This is a genomic window from Negativicutes bacterium, assembly GCA_021372785.1.
In the GTDB taxonomy this organism is placed as follows: Bacteria; Bacillota; JAAYKD01; order JAAYKD01; family JAAYKD01; genus JAJFTT01.
On sequence record JAJFTT010000071.1, the window covers coordinates 37,330 to 54,082 of the forward strand.

Sequence of the window (16,753 nt, forward strand, 5' to 3'; positions counted from 1 at the left end):
CCTAAACGCGGAATTGATTCAAAAAACGCAGATCATTTTGATACATCTGGCGCATGTCATCGATACCGAACTTCAGCATCGCGATTCGTTCCACACCCATGCCGAAAGCAAGTCCGCTGACTGCTTCCGGATCGTAGCCGTTCATCCGCAGGACGTTGGGGTGAACCAAACCGGCGCCCAGGATCTCGATCCAACCGGACTGCTTGCAGAGATGACAGCCTTTACCGCCGCAATTAAAACAGGAAATATCCACTTCCACGCTGGGCTCTGTGAAAGGGAAAAAGCTGGGGCGCAAACGAATCTCCCGCTCAACCCCGAACATCAGCCGGGCAAAGGAAAGTAAAATGCCTTTCAGTGTCGCCAGAGAAACGTTTTGATCCACATAAAGGCCTTCCACCTGATGGAACATCGGCGTATGCGTTGCATCCTCATCGCGGCGATAAACTTTGCCGGGAACAATGATCTTGATCGGCAGATTCGGCGCCATGGCTTCCATGCTACGTGCCTGCATCGGTGAAGTTTGCGTCCGCAGCAGCAGATCTTCGGTAATATAAAAGGTATCCTGCATTTCGCGGGCGGGATGATCGAGCGGGATATTCAAAGCCTGAAAATCATAATAGTCCGTTTCAATCTCCGGTCCTTCGGCAATCGTAAAACCAAGTCCGATAAAAATCTCTTTAATTTCTTTTAAGATCAAGCTGATGGGATGCATGCTGCCGGCAAGAAAAGGGTAGCCGGGCAATGTGATGTCGATCCGCTCCGACTGCAGTTTGACCGCCTGTTCTTTTTGGCGGAAGATTTCCAGCCTTTCTGTCAAATTCTCTTCTAAGGTTTGCCGTATTTCATTGGCAATCTGCCCGAATTGCGGTCTGTCCTCCTCCGGCAGCTTACCCATTTGCCGTAAAATCGTGGTAAGCTTGCCTTTCTTTCCCAAATACGCTACTTTAAAATCATTCAATTCCTGAGAATTCTGCAATTGCTTTAATTGTTCCAGCGCTTCCTCGCGCAATTCCATCAGGCTCTTTAACACGGCTTTCTCCTCCTTCAATTTCAAATAAAAAAGAGACCTCCACCCCCAAAGGGGCGAAATCTCTTCGCGGTACCACCCTTGAATCCATCCGCTGAAAACTTTGCCTGCAAAATGATCAGCCGAATAGCCTCATAGCTTGTGATAACGGCACAACCGACTGCATCTACTCCGGAGTTCTTTTGAAAAACTCTTTGTTCAACGCGGCAGCTCCCAAAGTGAACTTCCCTTTTGCACTGCGCCGACGGTTCTCAATCCACGACCGCCGCTCCCTGTAACGTGTCGACAAAAGCTACTCTCTTTGATCTTTGCTTTTCGCTTATACTGCTTAAAATAGCATAAAACCGCTGCAATTGCAAGTGGTTCAGGGCTGATTCGGCATCATTTTAAAGAGAAGAATTCCGGTTGCCACCGCAACATTCAGCGATTCCGCCGGCCCGATCATCGGAATGGTCAGCCGATAATCGGCAGCCTGTAAAAGCGAGTCGGAAATTCCCTGACCTTCATTGCCGACGGCCAGGGCGAGCGGTTGCTTCAGCCAGGGCTGATCGGCCAATGCAATGCCGCCGGTCAGTGCCGTTGCAACTAAGGGCAAATGCAATTCCTGCAGCCGGCGGATGATTGCCGCTTCACTCTCGGCTTCCATCACCAGCAGCTGGAAGATTGAACCGGCGGAAGCCCGGATTACTTTATCACTCCAAGGGTCGACACTGCCGGGCAGAAAGACGACAGCAGCAAAACCAAACGCCGCCGCACTGCGCAAAGCCGTACCGGCGTTACCGGGATCCTGCACGCGGTCGAGCAGCAGAATCCGCATCGCTGCCTGCAGCTCCTGCAGAGGATGCCTGGCAGGTGCGATGGCTGCAACGATTCCCTGGCTGGTTTCGGTCTGGCTCAGCGCTTCGATGATGCGCTGACTGACCCGATAAACAGGCACACCCGCGCCGCTCAGCTGCCGGCAGAACCCGGCAATGCGCGCTTTCTCCAGCGCAGCTGCTGTGACAAACAGCGTGTCGAACTGCGCCGCGGCAGAGTAAGCCGCCTCCAGACTGCGAATGCCTTCACATAAGAAAAGATTGCTTTGCCGGCGCGCTTTTTTTTGCCGCAGTTTGCGCATTTCCTGGATCAGGGGATTCTGCATGGATAGAAGGTCCTGCATGCGAATGCCGCCTTTCTGAGAAAAAAACCGCGGTTCGTCAAACGATTGTTCAACAATAACGCGGTTAATTGACTATTTCGCTAATTCAACTTTGGCTACTTCCACGAACTGCACAAAACCGTTCATATCACTGATTGCCAAATCAGCCAGCATTTTGCGGTTTACTTCGACATTGGCTTTTTTCAGGCCATTGATCATGCGGCTGTAGGAAAGGCCGTTCATACGGGCGGCAGCGTTGATGCGGGCGATCCATAACTTACGAAAATCGCGTTTACGCACACGACGGTCACGGCGCGCATAAAAACCCGCCTTCATGACGGCTTGGTTTGCTACTCTGAATTGCTTGCTTTTAGAACCCCTGTAGCCACGGGCCAGCTTTAAGATTTTCCCATGTTTGCGATGGGAAATCATACCGCGTTTTATTCTCATTGTTGTTCTTCCTCCTTATAACATACTTATCTCTTTAAAGATAAGGAATCAAACGGCTCATCGTGCGTTGATCGGTTTTATCGACAACGGTTGAAAAACGCAATTGGCGTTTTTGCTTGGCAGACTTGCACAACGCTTTATGGCGGTGATAAGCATGTTTACGGGTCACTAAACCGGTGCCGGTTTTACGGAGGCGCTTTGCGGCTCCTCTGTGTGTCTTAATCTTAGGCATAATAAAAAACTCCTTCCTTAGTAAAGAACTTTCCTATTTCGGTGCGATAATCATGATCATATTGCGGCCTTCCATGCGGGCCGGTTTTTCAATCACACCCACTTCGGCGACGCCTTCAGCCAATTTATCCAGGGCAATCTTGCCCAAACCGGCATGAGCGATTTCACGGCCGCGAAAACGAACCGTTGCTTTCACTTTGTCACCGTCCTGCAAAAAACGGACACAGGCTTTCATCTTGACTTCCAAATCATGATCCTCGATGGTTGGGGTGACCCGAACCTCCTTAATGTTGATCACTTTTTGTTTTTTCTTGGCTTCCCGGTCCTGTTTGCTCTGTTCATATCTGAACTTGCCGTAATCCATGATGCGGCATACCGGCGGAACGGCCGCTGCGGCCACACGAACGAGGTCTAAACTACGCTCTTGCGCTAAGCGTATCGCGTCTCTGATGCTCAAAATACCCAATTGTTCGCCGTTTTCATCAATGACACGAACTTCTCTGGCCTTAATGTCCTCGTTAATCTGGTGTCCCTTATTATTGATACCTCACACCTCCTGTGAATTCTTCTGCCATCCATACATAGAAAAAGCGCGGGTAAATCACCCGCGCAGAAAATCCCCTCATAATGATGAGAAATCCATATTTACCCGGTCTGGTTAACCGCCGGGTGAGAAGCGGATGGCCTCTTCTTGATGCTTATAAAGTATAACAGATGACAGACAGGCTGTCAAGCGCTTATTTTTTTAAATGCCGCAGTACTAAAATTGCAGGTTCAGAAGGCCAGATGTTCTGCCAGCCAAGCTTTCAACTGATCCGTTGGAATGCGGATCTGTTCCATTGAATCCCGCATCCGCACCGTCACACAGTGATCTTCTTCGGTTTGGAAATCCAGAGTGACACAAAAAGGCGTACCGGCTTCATCCCAGCGGCGATAACGTTTGCCGATGCTGCCGGCTTCATCGTATTCTACCTGCCATTCCTTGCGCAGCTGACGGAACAGAGCCTCGGCGGGTGCGGCTAACTTCTTGGAGAGCGGCAGAATCGCCACCTTGACCGGTGCCAAAGCCGGATGCAGATGCAAGATCTGACGGACATCACCGTCGGGCAGTCGTTCCTCATCATAGGCATTGGCTAGAAACATCAGCGTCAGACGTTCCACACTGACAGAAGGTTCGATGCAATAAGGCAGATACTTTTCATTGGTTTTTGGATCCAGAACCCGCAGATCCTTACCGGAGTGCTGCTGATGTACACGCAGATCATAATCGCTGCGATGGGCAATCCCCCATAATTCACCCCAGCCAAACGGGAACAGATACTCAATATCCGTGGTCGCTTTGGCATAATGCGCCAATTCTTTGCTGTCATGATCCCGCATACGCAGCTGTTCCGGCTTTGCTCCCAGGCTGATCAGAAAGTCATAGCAGAATTGCCGCCAATAGGCGAACCACTGCCTATCCTCGCTGTCTTCGCCAATTCCCGGTTTGCAGAAGAATTCCAATTCCATTTGTTCAATTTCTCTGACCCGAAAGATAAAGTTACCGGGTGTGATTTCATTACGGAAAGCTTTACCGATCTGCCCGATGCCGAAGGGGGGTTTGCGCCGGCTGGAAATCAGGACATTTTTAAAGTTGACAAAAATCCCCTGCGCCGTCTCCGGCCGCAAATAGACCAAAGAATTGCTGTCGTCGGTCACCCCCTGATGCGTTTGGAACATTAAGTTGAACTGACGGATATCGGTATAATCTACGGCGCCGCACTGCGGACAGGCAATCTGATGCTCTTCGATATAGCGCTGCATTTCTTCATTGCTCCAGCCATCGGCGGAAAAATACTCGCCGTTTCCGGCAGCGTAATCTTCAATTAGCTTATCCGCCCGATAGCGGCTTTTGCATTTGCGACAATCCATCAGGGGATCGGAAAAACCGCCGACATGGCCGGAAGCCACCCAGGTTTCCGGATTCATCAGGATGCCCGCATCCAAACCGACATTGCTGTCTGTTTCCTGAATGAATTTCTTCCACCAGATTTTCTTGATGTTATTCTTTAGTTCCACACCCAAAGGACCATAGTCCCAGGTGTTGGCCAGCCCGCCGTAGATATCCGAACCGGGATAGACGTAACCTCTGATCTTACAGAGCGCCACCAGTTTATCCATTGTCACTTCTGTCATTTTTGCTGCTCCGTTCCTTCTTATTTAAAATAAGAAATCCGCATGGCATCGCGGACTTCCCGCATTGTCTCTTTGGCAACTTCCTCGGCGCGCCGCGTGCCGGCCATCAGGATCTCATCCAACAATTGCGGTTGATTCTGATAAGGAATCCGCCGCTCCCGCATCGGCTCCAGCAATTCGTTAAGTTTGGCGGTCAGGCGTTTTTTGCAGGCTACGCAGCCCATCCTGCCGGCTTTGCAATCCTCACAGATTTCCGCTGATTCTTCCGCGTTAAAGGTTTGATGATATAAGTAAACGGTACAAACAGCAGGGTGCCCCGGATCGGTTGCCCGGATGCGTTCCGGATCCGTCACGGCCTTATTGATCTGCGCGGCGACTTCTTTGGCGCTGTCGGATAAGTAGATGCAATTATCCAGGCTTTTGGACATCTTGGCTTTGCCGTCCAGACCAGGCAAGCGGCCGACTTTGCCAACCAGCCCCTCCGGTACAACCAGAACCGGCGCATACAGTTCATTGAAGCGGCGGGCGATTTTCCGCGTCAGCTCGATATGAGGCATTTGGTCCTGACCGACCGGCACCAGGTCTGCTTTACAGAACGTAATATCCGCTGCCTGTGAAACGGGATAACCGAGAAAGCCGTAATTCAGGTCATGATAACCGTACTGTTCCGCTTCCGTTTTGATGGTAGGGTTATGGCGCAGCACATTGACGGAAACAAAATTGCCGTAAAACATGGTCAGTTCGGCCAGCTGCGGAATCATGGATTGGATAAAAATCGTGGCGATCGCGGGATCAATTCCGATTGCCATATAATCTTCGGTGACTTGACGGATGGAAGCCGCCAGGCGCTCCGGCTGATCCCAATTGGTCGTCAGCGCCTGCGTGTCGGCGATAATCAGAAATGTATCATATTCATGCTGCAATGCCACACGATTGGCCAGCGAGCCGACATAATGGCCTAAGTGCAATTTTCCGGTTGGCCGATCACCGGTGAGAATTCTTTTTTGCTGTTTCATCTTGATTCCTTTCTTTTGCTGTAATCGGGATCAGATTTCTCCGTCGCAGAGCTGATCAAACCCGGTTTGACGCAAGGCTTCGAAGAGGATTATCGCTACCGCATTGGATAAGTTGAGTGATCGCGTTTCGGCTAAAATCGGGATACGGATATTATGATCCGGCTTGAGACTCAAAACCTCCGGCGGCAATCCTCTGGTTTCCGGTCCGAAAACCAGAAAATCTTCATCCCGATATGCCATATGATGATAGGCGGTATGCCCTTTGGTGGTAGCAAAGAACATGCGTTTGCCGGTGTAGGTTTGCAGGAAAGCCTGCCAGTCCTGATGGATTTCCAGGCGCAGATACTGCCAATAGTCCAGACCTGCACGCTTCAGGTATTTGTCTTCTAAGGAAAACCCCAACGGTTTGACCAAATGCAGCACCGAGTCGGTTGCCGCACAGAGTCTGGCAATGTTGCCGGTATTGGGTGGAATTTCCGGCTGATAGAGCACAATATGGATTGACATTTTGCTCACATTCTTCCCCTGGTATTTCCGGGCGGCGCAGGCTTACTGCACCAAAGCCTGCGCCGCCGCAGACAGAACTATTTCTGCAGTTGTTTGGCTACGATCGCCGCAACCTGCTGCAGGGCTTCCGGCAATTTCTCCGGATTTTTTCCGCCCGCCTGCGCCAGGTCCGGCCGGCCGCCGCCGCCGCCTCCGACCAATTTGGCAATTTCCCTGATCAGGTTGCCGGCATGGAATTTACCGTTCAGGTCTTTGGTCGCCGCCGCCAGCAAGCTGGCATTGCCATCGATCTCGCTGCCCAGCATGACGATTCCGCTGCCCATTTTATCGCGCAGCACATCGGCCATTTGGCGCAGATCGTCTGTTTTTTCCGCTTTGACTTGGGCGACCAACAAAGTGACCCCCGCCACCTGTACTGCTTTTTTCAGCAGCACCGACACGGCCTCCGCATTGCGTTCCGCCTGCAGCGCTTCCAGCTTTTTCCCCAATTCTTTATTCTGCTGCAGCAACTGCTGCAGCCGGACAGGCAGATCCTCTTCTTTGCTTTTTAATATACCGCTGATTTCGCCCAGCAATTGTTCTTTTTTGGCAAAATATTCGCTGCTTTTCCAACCGGCAACGGCTTCGATCCGCCGCAAACCGGAACCAATGCCGGCTTCCGAAAGAATTTTGAAGCTGCCGATTTGACCGGTGCGCTGCACATGCGTGCCGCCGCACAACTCCAAAGAAGAACCCATCCCGACCACACGCACGATTTTGCCGTACTTCTCGCCGAACAGCGCCATGGCGCCCCTGTTTTTGGCTGCATCGACCGGCATTTCTTCCGTCACAACCGCAACATCCTCTAAAACAGCGGCATTGACCAGATGTTCAATTTGTTGCAGCTGCGCCGGCTCCACCGCGGAAAAATGGCTGAAATCGAAGCGAATCCGCTCGGAACTGACCTCGGATCCGGCCTGATGCAGATGTTCTCCCAGCACCTGCCGCAGCGCCTGCTGCAGCAGGTGGGTGGCGGAATGATGACGGGCAATCGCCAGGCGACGCTCGTGATCCACAACGGCAAGCACCTGATCCCCTACGCCAAGGCGCTGATTGACTTTTACCTTGAGCAGCGTGACGCCGCTTTCTTTCAGCGTATTCCGGACCGTGTGGCGCAGTTCTCCGCTCTCAAGATAACCGGTATCTCCCACCTGACCGCCGCTTTCTGCATAAAAAGGGGTTCGATCTAAAATCAGATCGACCTCTTCGCCGTCACCGGCCATTTCCATGGCGTTGCCTTCCTGATAAAGGCCAACGATGACAGCCTGATTCTGCTCTGTTTGATACCCGGTAAACCGACTGCTGACCCGGGAAAGATCCGCTTTGCCGGCTCCCATGGCATCGACATCCTGACGAGCCGCTCTCGCCCTGTTGCGCTGTTGGGTCATTTCTTGCTGAAAACCTGCGATATCTGCGCTCATCCCCTGTTCTGCCAGCAATTCCTCGGTCAATTCCAACGGAAAACCGAAGGTATCATGCAGTTTGAAAGCAATGCTGCCATTGAGACAGGTTTCCTTTTTTTCTTTCATCTGTTCCACGTATTGTTGCAGCAAGGCAAGACCCGATTCCAGGGTCTCCCCGAAGCGTTTTTCTTCCAATTCCACAACTTTCAGAATAAATGCGCGCTTTTCTGCCAAATCCGGATAACCGACTTTCATACAGTCGATTACCTGACCGGCAACTTCCGCCATAAATGCATCCTTTAGGCCAACCAAACGGCCGTAGCGAACCGCGCGGCGCAGTAGGCGGCGCAAAACATAACCTCGTCCTTCGTTGCCGGGTAAAATCCCATCGCCGATCATAAAGGTAACGCCGCGCACATGATCCACAATGATTTTCAAAGCCAGGCTCGCCGCACTCTTGCCGTCATACCAAACGCCGCTGCGCCGGATAAGAAGATCCAGCACCGGCCGGTTGAGATCAATTTCAAATACAGAAGGCACGCTCTGCAGCACAGCCGCCAGACGATCGAGTCCTAAGCCGGTATCGATACATTTTCTCTCCAAAGGATGATAATTGCCGTCTTCGTCACGATCAAACTGGGTGAAAACCAGATTCCAGATCTCCAGATAGCGATCGCAGCTGCAGCCCATGCCGCAATCCGGTTTCCCGCAGCTGAATTCCGGACCCTGATCATAGAAAATTTCCGAATCGGGTCCACAGGGACCGATACCGACTTCCCAAAAATTATCCTGATCGCCTAAGAATATATGATCTGCCGCGACGCCGATTTCCTGACGCCAGATAGCGTAAGCCTCCTGATCATCGCGATGCACGGTAATATAGAGCCGATTGGCATCCAACTCGATCGTTTGCGTTAAAAATTCCCAGGCCCACCGGATGGCTTCTTTCTTAAAATAATCACCGAAAGAAAAATTGCCCAGCATTTCAAAACAGGTTGCGTGTCTGCCTGTTTTGCCAACATTTTCGATATCCGGGGTGCGAATACACTTCTGCACCGAACAGACTCTGACTGCCGGCGGTTTGGCAATACCGGTGAAATAAGGTTTGAAGGGAGCCATACCCGCTCCGATCATGAGTAAGCTGGGGTCGTCGACCGGAACCAGGGATGCGCTTGGCAGCACCAAATGCCCTCTTTCCGCAAAGAAATCGAGGAAAGTTTTTCTGATCTGATCACCTGTCAATTTTTTCACTTTCAACACCTCCGTAAAAATTAAAAGTCCCTGAGCTGATTACAGCTCAGGGACGACTTTCTTCGTGGTACCACCCTGGTTTATTACTATGCTGCGCATAGCAACCTCTCATCGCAGATAACGGCGCGTACCGTTTGTGTTGACACAAACACTCCGAAGCGGCCTGCAATAAAGTTGAATTCAGATCCCTCTCACCATCGGATCCTCGCTGGGGAACGCCACAGTATTGTCTCTTCCTCATAGTATAAGTTTAATTATAATTGAAACAACAGTCAGCTGTCAAGGTTAATGTTCTGTCGTTATCTTGTATTTTCCAAATTTTTAAAGTCTTATTTTCTGCAACTCACCATTTTTTCAGCGCTAAATCGGAATTCTCCGGTTTCGCCATGCGATTCATCAACTGTTCCACCTGCAGGCGCGCTGACGCGCCTTCATAGAGAATTCCATAAACAGCTCTTGTGATCGGTAAATCCAGATCCAGCTGCTCTGCCAATTGGTAGACGGCTGTCGTGGTGCGCACACCTTCCACCACTGACTTGGTGCCGGCCATGATATCATCTAAACTGCGTCCCAAACCCAGCTGTTCACCGCACCAGCGATTGCGGCTGTGCGGACTGGCGCAGGTGGCGACCAGATCGCCCATGCCGGAAAGGCCGGCAAAGGTTTCCTGATCGGCGCCGAGCCGGCAGCCAAGACGGCTGATCTCAGCCAAACCCCTGGCAATCAGAGCCGCTTTGGCATTATCACCCAGCTTGAGCCCATCACAAATACCCGCCGCCAGAGCGATGATGTTCTTCAACGCACCGCCCAGTTCCACTCCGATCGGATCGGGACTGATATAAATTCTAAAATAGGGACGCATCAGCAATTCCTGAAAGTAGAGCGCAGTCTCTTTGCTGACGGCACCGATCACACTGGAAGCGGGAGAAGCAGCGGCAATTTCTACTGCCAAATTCGGACCGGACAGGACTGCCAGTTGATTTTCTTTGGCTTTGCCCATCCCGATGATGATCTGTGACATACGCAAAGCGGTATCCGGCTCCAGGCCTTTGGTTGCGCTGAGCCAGGGCAGCCGCTGCACGTCCGGCGGCATTTGCTGCAGAAGCGCGCGCAACCCTTTGGCAATCACCACATTGACAACTGCTTTTGCCTCTGCGAGTACAGCGCAGAGATCAACGCCGGCGATAATCGTGTCCGGCAAGCTCACCCCCGGCAAAAAGGACTGATTCTGATGTTCTTCGTTAATCTGTTGGGCAACCTCTCTGTCGTAACTCCAGAGATCGACCCGATGACCGTTCTCTGCCAGCATTTTGGCGATCACCGTACCCCAGGCGCCGGCTCCTAAAACCGCTATCTTCTTATCCATCTTACTGCCTCTCGCGCTGACGGAAGGACAGCCGAATCGGCGTTCCTTCAAAGCCATAGGTAGTGCGTATCTTGTTTTCCAGATAGCGAACATAAGAAAAATGAGCCAATTCCGGGTCGTTGACAAAGAAAACAAACAGCGGCGGCTTGGTCGCAACCTGATTGACGTAGTAAATCTTCAAGCGGCGGCTGCCCATGCTCGGCGGCGGAGTCAGACGCATGGCTTCCTGCAGCAAATCGTTGAGACCGCTGGTCTGCAGGCGCAAAGAATGCTGATCCGCCACATAATCCACCATATCCAGCAAACGGGACATTCTCTGCCCGGTGAGGGCGGAAACGAAGATCACCGGCGCATAGGTGCAGAAAATCAGTTCATTGCGGATTTTTCTGGTTTCCTGTTCGGCGGTGTTGGTGTCTTTCGCTACCAAATCCCATTTGTTCATGACGATGATCATCGCTCTGCCCTGTTCGTGCGCATAGCCGGCAATGCGTTTATCCTGTTCGGTGACTCCCGCCGTCGCATCGATCACCATCATCACAACATCGGAGCGTTCGACCGCTCTCAGCGCCCTTAAAACACTGTAATGTTCCACATTTTCATAAATTTTACTTTTCCGCCGCATACCAGCCGTGTCGATCAGGATATATTTCTTGCCGTCACGTTCGAACGGCGTATCAATAGCATCGCGGGTTGTACCCGGGACATCACTGACAATGACACGCTGTTCGCCTAAAATCGCATTGATCAAAGAAGATTTGCCCACATTGGGGCGTCCGATAAAACTGATTCTGATGATATCATCGTCTTCTTCTTTCTCTTCCAGACGCGGCAGGGTAGCCACGATTTTATCCAGCAGATCGCCGATATTTAAGCCGCTGTCGGCGGATATTTCAATCGGATCACCCAAAGCCAATTCATAAAAATCATAAATAGCATTGACCATTTCCAGATTGTCGATTTTATTGACGACCAGAAGCACGGGCTTTTTGGAGCGGCGCAGGTATTCGGCAATTTCCTTATCGTCCCCCTGCAGGCCTTGCTTGCCGTCCGTCATAAAGACGATCGTGTCTGCTTCGGCAATGGCTATTTCCGCCTGCTTTCTGATCTGGACGGAAATATCATTGCTGCCTTCTACCTCAATCCCACCGGTATCAATCAAGTTGAAATGATAACCGGTCCACTCGGCCTCGCCATACAGGCGGTCTCTGGTAATCCCCGGAATATCTTCCACAATGGCGACACGCTGACCGACTAAGCGGTTAAACAGGGTGGATTTCCCCACATTCGGGCGGCCAACAATCGCTACAATCGCTCTCATTTTTAAAATCTCCTTTTTAGCGAAGCCGGTTTACTACGTCGACTGCGTTTTTTGAATAATGCATGATACAAGGCGCTGGCGGTTGGTTCAATGATCCGAATCTCGGCTTCGGCAAATTTTCTGACGATTTCCTGCGGCCTGATGTCATCCAAAAACAGATCGCCGGCATCGCGCAGCATGACGGAAGGAATCAGCACCAGCTCGCCCGCTTCGGCGCTCAGCTGGCTGAGAATGTCCCTGCCGGTAATCAAACCGGCCACCGTTACTGTTTCACCAAAAAAATGATTACTGATCGGTTGGACGGTGACTTGCAGTTCCGGTGTTTGATTCAGCAGATCGGCAACTTGCTGCAGCATGGCGGCCGCGCTGATTCCGGTCACCAGCCGTACCCGGCGCGGAGCAATCAAATCATGCTGGTTTGCCCAGAGCTGCTGCCAGTCTGCCAGGAAAGAACGAAGCATTCCCACGCCGTCTTCCAGGACCGGATAATCTTCATAGTATGCGGCGTCCGGTATTTGCCGCTCTGCTTGCAGGAAGATCTCATCCGCAGGCCAAAGTAAACGTGTCTGATAGCGCTCAAGACAGTCTGCCTGCAGTTCCTCCGCCAAAGCTAAGATGGCAAGGGCCTCTGCTTTGTTTTGCAGTCTTAAAGAAGGCAGTTGCTGACGGTGACCCGTCAACCCGACCGGTACCAAAGCAATACTGGCCACGCCCGGGTAAAGATCCAGCAAGGCTGTACAGGTGTCACGCAAAATCGCACCGTCATTCAGGCCGGGACAAATCACAATCTGGCAATGAAGCCGAATACCCTGATTGACCAAATAGAGGAATTTCTGCCGGAATTCGTGATCCTGATTGCAGAGCAAAGCCTGCCGCTGCTGCAGATCCCAGGCATGTACGGAGATAAATAGCGGTGATAATTTTAAACTGCTGATCCGCTGCAGATCAGCCCAGGAAGTATTGCATAAGGTAATATAGCTGCCGCTGAGGAAAGACAAACGATAATCATCGTCTTTGTAATAGAGACTGCCGCGCATGCCGCGGGGCAGTTGATCCACAAAACAAAACTGACAATGATTCAGGCAAACCTTGGGTTTATCCAGGGTCAAAGTCGTAAATTCGATACCCAGGTCTTTATCAATCGGCTTCTCAAATGTGTGGGTAACACGAGCTCCCGTCAGATCCAGCCATTCCGTGACCAGAGAAGCGTCGGCAATTGCAATTTGATAATCCAGGATATCACCGATCTCCTTTTGATTGATCCGCAGCAGCTGCCAACCCGGCTGCAGCGGGCTGCCGGCCGCAGGCGATGGCGACAGAATCTTTTTTATCGTAGGGTGTGCCATGAGCTCGCTCCTTTTCCAGACTATTCAAATTAGGGGCTGCAGCAAATTGCTACAGCCCCATCTTACTCATTCTAACGCTGTGATCATTCAGGCCAAAGTAAGCGTTGATTATCTCTCGGAGTTGCTGTTTCCTTCGTTTACTTCTTCCTTCATCTCTTCCACGGCCGCTTCATCCATGCCTTCTTCTGTCTGCAGTGCTTTCAAAGAAAGGCTCAGGCGTTTCCGATTCAAATCGATATCAAGAATCTTCGCTTCCACCTGCTGTCCGACGGCAACAACATCTTCCACTTTTTCAACCCTGTGGTTTTCCAATTCGGAAATGTGGATCAAGCCGTCGATCCCCGGGCGCACATTGACAAAAGCGCCCCAGGGAGTAATGCGTACGACAGTGCCCTGCACGACATCACCGGCTGCGTATTCCTGGGCAAATGCTTCCCAGGGTTCCATTTTCATCTGTTTCAAGCCAAGTGAAATGCGGCCGGCTTCCGCATCCAGTTTCAAAACTTTCAGCTCCAACTCGTCATTGATTTTGACCACATCGGAAGGATCTTTGACGCGATAGTAATCCAAATCGGAAATATGCAGCAAACCGTCAATGCCGCCCAGATCAACAAAAGCACCGAATTTCGTGATGCGGCGAACAATACCCTTGACCACATCGCCTTCATGAGTATTCTGCCAGAAGGCTTCTTTGGCGACGGCCGCTTCTTCTTCGAGCACGATTTTGCGGTTGACAATCGCCCTGCGCTTTTCAGGGTCAACTTCAACCAAACGAACTCTCACCGTTTCGCCGATCAGATGTTTTAAATCACTGGTAAAACGCCGTTCCGCCAAAGAAGCAGGCATGAAAGCGCGGATACCGATATCGACAATCAATCCGCCCTTGACTTGTTCCAGGACTTTACCTTCCATCACTTCATTTTTATTCAGAGATTCGGTAAATTTAACCCAATACTGACGTTGGTCGGCTCTTTTTTTAGAGAAAGTAAGACGGCCTTCCTGATCTTCATTGCGAACGACCATCACGGTGATTTCGTCGCCGACTTTCAGAACATCGGTCGGCAGAATGGAAGGATCGGCAGAAAACTCTTTGCGAGGAATGATACCCTCGGACTTTTGACCCACATCCACCAAAATTTCATCATTGCCCACTTGTACCACGGTCGCTTGAATGATATCACCGGGGGTATAGCGTGGCAAATGGAAAGAATCCATATCGAATTCTTCGGTTTCTGCTGCGGGTACTTCCGGGGTCACAACCGATTCAGCTGCTTTCTCTGCGGTATCGCTGACGGGTTCCGCTTCGGCGGCTGTCTTTTCCTCTACTTCAGGGACCTTCGTTTCTTCTCCCTCAATCACTTTGTTTTCGTTTTCCAACACTGTACATTCTACCTCCTTAATTATCCAATCCGGAACGGATGCCCCGGCTGTGATTCCTACAACACGAGTTCCGGTAAACCAACACGAACACAAATCCGCCGCACCCGTAATCAAATGCGTTCTTGTATTGACTGCAAAACACAAATCATAAAGATGCCTGGAATTTGCGCTCTGTGAACTGCCGACCACCAGCATCAGATCGGCTTCCTGTGCCAATTTTACCGCAGCTTCCTGTCTGTTTTTTGTTGCGGAACATATAGTATTGATTACGACATCTATGTCAAAAATCCTTCTTATTTCTAAAACAAATTGTTTAAAAACATCCTCTGCCAAAGTTGACTGACTGACGACGGCAATTTTCCTGTTTTTAGCCACGCAATTCAGATCAGCCAGGGATTCGATGATGATGCCATTGCCCTGCGTCCATTCCAGGATTGCTTCCACTTCCGGATGACCTTTTTCACCTAAGATCAAAACCAAATCGCCTTGCTCGGCATATTTTTTGGCATAATTGAAAATAAGCTGCACGCTGGGGCAGGTTGCATCCAGGACGGTCATTTGTTTTTCCTGCAGACGCTGCCGCAAACCGGGACCAACTCCGTGCGCCCGCAGGATCACCGCCGCGTGGTCCGGCAAGGCATCCGGCTCATCCACCGTCTGCATGCCTTTCTCCGCCAACCCGGCAATCAGGCGCGGATTGTGCACCAACGCTCCCAGTGCATACAACTGCCCGTTCTGCGCCAGGTGCTTTTCCGCCAGATCGACTGCCTGCCGGACCCCGCTGCAAAACCCCAGATATTCCGCTCTCCTAATCTCCATAACTGCCCCTCTTCAGGACTGCAATTTCTTCCGCTAAGCGTCCGGTCAGGCGGCGCATGATTTCACGGTCCGGCGTCTCTGCTTTTTCCACAGCGATCGCTTCGCCATAGACAACTTGCATGGCTGTAAACCAGCGATATCGACCGATAATTGCGGCAGGAATCAATGGAGCGCCTGTTTTCATGGCAAAATAGACCGCTCCGTCATAGAATTCCAATAGCTCAGCGGTCTTGGAACGGGTTCCTTCCGGGAAAACACCTAAGATTTCACCTTGATTCAGATATTTCAAGCTGATGCGCATGGCCTGCCGGTCATTCAGGCCGCGTTTGACCGGAATCATATTGGTTCGCTGCAAAATAAAACGCAGCAGCGGGTTTTGATATAATTCTTCCTTGGCCAAAAAATGAACCGGTCGGTGAATACTGAGCGCAATCAGTATAGGGTCCAGAGCGAAAGTATGATTGGCGCAAATGACCGCGGCTCCGACGGCCGGAACCGCAACGGTATTGCGATAACGCGGCCGCCAGATCAAGCGAATGATACTGTTGGCCAAGCCAAATAAAAAACGGTAGTAAGTCATCCCGACACCTCCGCTAAAAGTCCTCGCTGTCTGCATAGTTCTTCGATTATTTCCACAACCTGTATTTGATTCAAAACTGTGGAGTCCAGATAGACTGCATCTTTCGCCTGCAGCAAAGGCGCATGCTGCCGCGAAGAATCGCGCAGATCCCGTGCCGCAATCTCCTGCATTAAATCGGTAAAACACATCTGAATTCCCTGATCGGCATAATCTTTTAAACGCCTTCTGGTCCGCTCTTGCAAGGAAGCAGTCAGATAAATCTTTAAAGGCGCATCCGGCAGGATTACCGTACCGATATCGCGTCCGTCCAAAACAATTTCTCCTTCGGCTGCCATCTTGCGTTGTTTTTCCACCATGATTTTCCGAATCTCACCATGAGCGGAGAGGGGTGAAACGAGTTCGCTGACTTGCGGTAAACGCAAGTAAGGTGTCGCATCGACTCCGTCCAGCAGAATTCGCTGTCCCTGCTCTGCCAGAATCACTTTCATATCAAGACGGCGAAACAGCGCAGCCAACCCGGCTTCATCATCAATCGCGATCTGATCCTGCAAGGCGCGCCAAGTCAGCGCGCGGTACATGGCGCCTGTATCCAGGTAGCGGATCTTCAGGCGTTCCGCCAGGAGTTTGGCGATTGTGCTTTTACCGGCTCCCGCCGGACCATCAATGGCAATGACTAATTTCTTCTTATCGGAGGATTGTCGATTCAT

Annotated in this window: 15 protein-coding genes and 1 other annotated feature; all 15 genes read right to left on the reverse strand. The window is 51.2% G+C overall.

Annotated features, from left to right (window positions below; genetic code table 11):
- Position 1: 1 nt before the first annotated feature.
- The gene (pheS, locus tag LLG09_08855) at positions 2-1,030 is read right to left on the reverse strand and encodes a phenylalanine--tRNA ligase subunit alpha (protein MCE5197217.1); all 1,029 of its coding nucleotides are present in this window, start codon (positions 1,028-1,030) and stop codon (positions 2-4) included.
- A gap of 361 nt (positions 1,031-1,391) precedes the next feature.
- Positions 1,392-2,186: an RNA methyltransferase gene (locus LLG09_08860; protein MCE5197218.1), complete on the reverse strand. Its 795-nt coding sequence runs from the start codon at positions 2,184-2,186 to the stop codon at positions 1,392-1,394.
- Positions 2,187-2,258: 72 nt separating this feature from the next.
- Positions 2,259-2,615, reverse strand: a complete 357-nt coding sequence (rplT, locus tag LLG09_08865) for a 50S ribosomal protein L20 (GenBank protein ID MCE5197219.1) — start codon at positions 2,613-2,615, stop codon at positions 2,259-2,261.
- A gap of 34 nt (positions 2,616-2,649) precedes the next feature.
- The gene (rpmI, locus tag LLG09_08870) at positions 2,650-2,847 is read right to left on the reverse strand and encodes a 50S ribosomal protein L35 (protein ID MCE5197220.1); all 198 of its coding nucleotides are present in this window, start codon (positions 2,845-2,847) and stop codon (positions 2,650-2,652) included.
- 33 nt (positions 2,848-2,880) lie between these two features.
- Positions 2,881-3,369 carry a translation initiation factor IF-3 gene (gene infC / locus LLG09_08875; GenBank protein MCE5197221.1) on the reverse strand — a complete coding sequence of 163 codons (489 nt, stop codon included), beginning with the start codon at positions 3,367-3,369 and terminating at the stop codon, positions 2,881-2,883.
- 55 nt (positions 3,370-3,424) lie between these two features.
- Positions 3,425-3,545: a sequence feature (ribosomal protein L20 leader region), on the reverse strand.
- 75 nt (positions 3,546-3,620) lie between these two features.
- On the reverse strand, positions 3,621-5,021 hold the full coding sequence (locus tag LLG09_08880) for a glycine--tRNA ligase (protein ID MCE5197222.1): 1,401 nt from the start codon (positions 5,019-5,021) through the stop codon (positions 3,621-3,623).
- Between the two features lie 20 nt (positions 5,022-5,041).
- Positions 5,042-6,037 carry a tryptophan--tRNA ligase gene (gene trpS / locus LLG09_08885; GenBank protein MCE5197223.1) on the reverse strand — a complete coding sequence of 332 codons (996 nt, stop codon included), beginning with the start codon at positions 6,035-6,037 and terminating at the stop codon, positions 5,042-5,044.
- Positions 6,038-6,067: 30 nt separating this feature from the next.
- A complete protein-coding gene (gene trmL, locus LLG09_08890; GenBank protein MCE5197224.1) occupies positions 6,068-6,544 on the reverse strand; it encodes a tRNA (uridine(34)/cytosine(34)/5-carboxymethylaminomethyluridine(34)-2'-O)-methyltransferase TrmL in 477 nt (158 codons plus the stop codon).
- Between the two features lie 77 nt (positions 6,545-6,621).
- On the reverse strand, positions 6,622-9,228 hold the full coding sequence (alaS, locus tag LLG09_08895; GenBank protein MCE5197225.1) for an alanine--tRNA ligase: 2,607 nt from the start codon (positions 9,226-9,228) through the stop codon (positions 6,622-6,624).
- A gap of 352 nt (positions 9,229-9,580) precedes the next feature.
- Positions 9,581-10,603 (reverse strand): NAD(P)-dependent glycerol-3-phosphate dehydrogenase, encoded by a 1,023-nt coding sequence (locus LLG09_08900; GenBank protein ID MCE5197226.1) that lies wholly within the window; start codon positions 10,601-10,603, stop codon positions 9,581-9,583.
- A 1-nt stretch (position 10,604) separates the two neighbouring features.
- Positions 10,605-11,921: a ribosome biogenesis GTPase Der gene (gene der / locus LLG09_08905; protein ID MCE5197227.1), complete on the reverse strand. Its 1,317-nt coding sequence runs from the start codon at positions 11,919-11,921 to the stop codon at positions 10,605-10,607.
- A gap of 2 nt (positions 11,922-11,923) precedes the next feature.
- Positions 11,924-13,267: a DUF512 domain-containing protein gene (locus LLG09_08910; protein MCE5197228.1), complete on the reverse strand. Its 1,344-nt coding sequence runs from the start codon at positions 13,265-13,267 to the stop codon at positions 11,924-11,926.
- A gap of 108 nt (positions 13,268-13,375) precedes the next feature.
- The gene (locus LLG09_08915) at positions 13,376-15,466 is read right to left on the reverse strand and encodes a bifunctional 4-hydroxy-3-methylbut-2-enyl diphosphate reductase/30S ribosomal protein S1 (GenBank protein ID MCE5197229.1); all 2,091 of its coding nucleotides are present in this window, start codon (positions 15,464-15,466) and stop codon (positions 13,376-13,378) included.
- On the reverse strand, positions 15,456-16,046 hold the full coding sequence (locus tag LLG09_08920; protein MCE5197230.1) for a 1-acyl-sn-glycerol-3-phosphate acyltransferase: 591 nt from the start codon (positions 16,044-16,046) through the stop codon (positions 15,456-15,458). Before LLG09_08920 ends, LLG09_08915 begins: the two co-directional genes overlap by 11 nt.
- Positions 16,043-16,753: a (d)CMP kinase gene (gene cmk, locus LLG09_08925; GenBank protein MCE5197231.1), complete on the reverse strand. Its 711-nt coding sequence runs from the start codon at positions 16,751-16,753 to the stop codon at positions 16,043-16,045. Before cmk ends, LLG09_08920 begins: the two co-directional genes overlap by 4 nt.

Bases quoted from the DNA above. Each gene is read 5' to 3' on its own strand.
- LLG09_08910 (MCE5197228.1), bottom strand. From the start codon at position 13,267: ATGGCACACCCTACGATAAAAAAGATTCTGTCGCCATCGCCTGCGGCC.
- LLG09_08915 (MCE5197229.1), bottom strand. From the start codon at position 15,466: ATGGAGATTAGGAGAGCGGAATATCTGGGGTTTTGCAGCGGGGTCCGG.
- trmL (MCE5197224.1), bottom strand. From the start codon at position 6,544: ATGTCAATCCATATTGTGCTCTATCAGCCGGAAATTCCACCCAATACC.
- LLG09_08860 (MCE5197218.1), bottom strand. From the start codon at position 2,186: ATGCAGGACCTTCTATCCATGCAGAATCCCCTGATCCAGGAAATGCGC.
- LLG09_08920 (MCE5197230.1), bottom strand. From the start codon at position 16,046: ATGACTTACTACCGTTTTTTATTTGGCTTGGCCAACAGTATCATTCGC.
- LLG09_08880 (MCE5197222.1), bottom strand. From the start codon at position 5,021: ATGACAGAAGTGACAATGGATAAACTGGTGGCGCTCTGTAAGATCAGA.
- rplT (MCE5197219.1), bottom strand. From the start codon at position 2,615: ATGAGAATAAAACGCGGTATGATTTCCCATCGCAAACATGGGAAAATC.
- cmk (MCE5197231.1), bottom strand. From the start codon at position 16,753: ATGAATCGACAATCCTCCGATAAGAAGAAATTAGTCATTGCCATTGAT.
- LLG09_08900 (MCE5197226.1), bottom strand. From the start codon at position 10,603: ATGGATAAGAAGATAGCGGTTTTAGGAGCCGGCGCCTGGGGTACGGTG.
- rpmI (MCE5197220.1), bottom strand. From the start codon at position 2,847: ATGCCTAAGATTAAGACACACAGAGGAGCCGCAAAGCGCCTCCGTAAA.
- trpS (MCE5197223.1), bottom strand. From the start codon at position 6,037: ATGAAACAGCAAAAAAGAATTCTCACCGGTGATCGGCCAACCGGAAAA.
- der (MCE5197227.1), bottom strand. From the start codon at position 11,921: ATGAGAGCGATTGTAGCGATTGTTGGCCGCCCGAATGTGGGGAAATCC.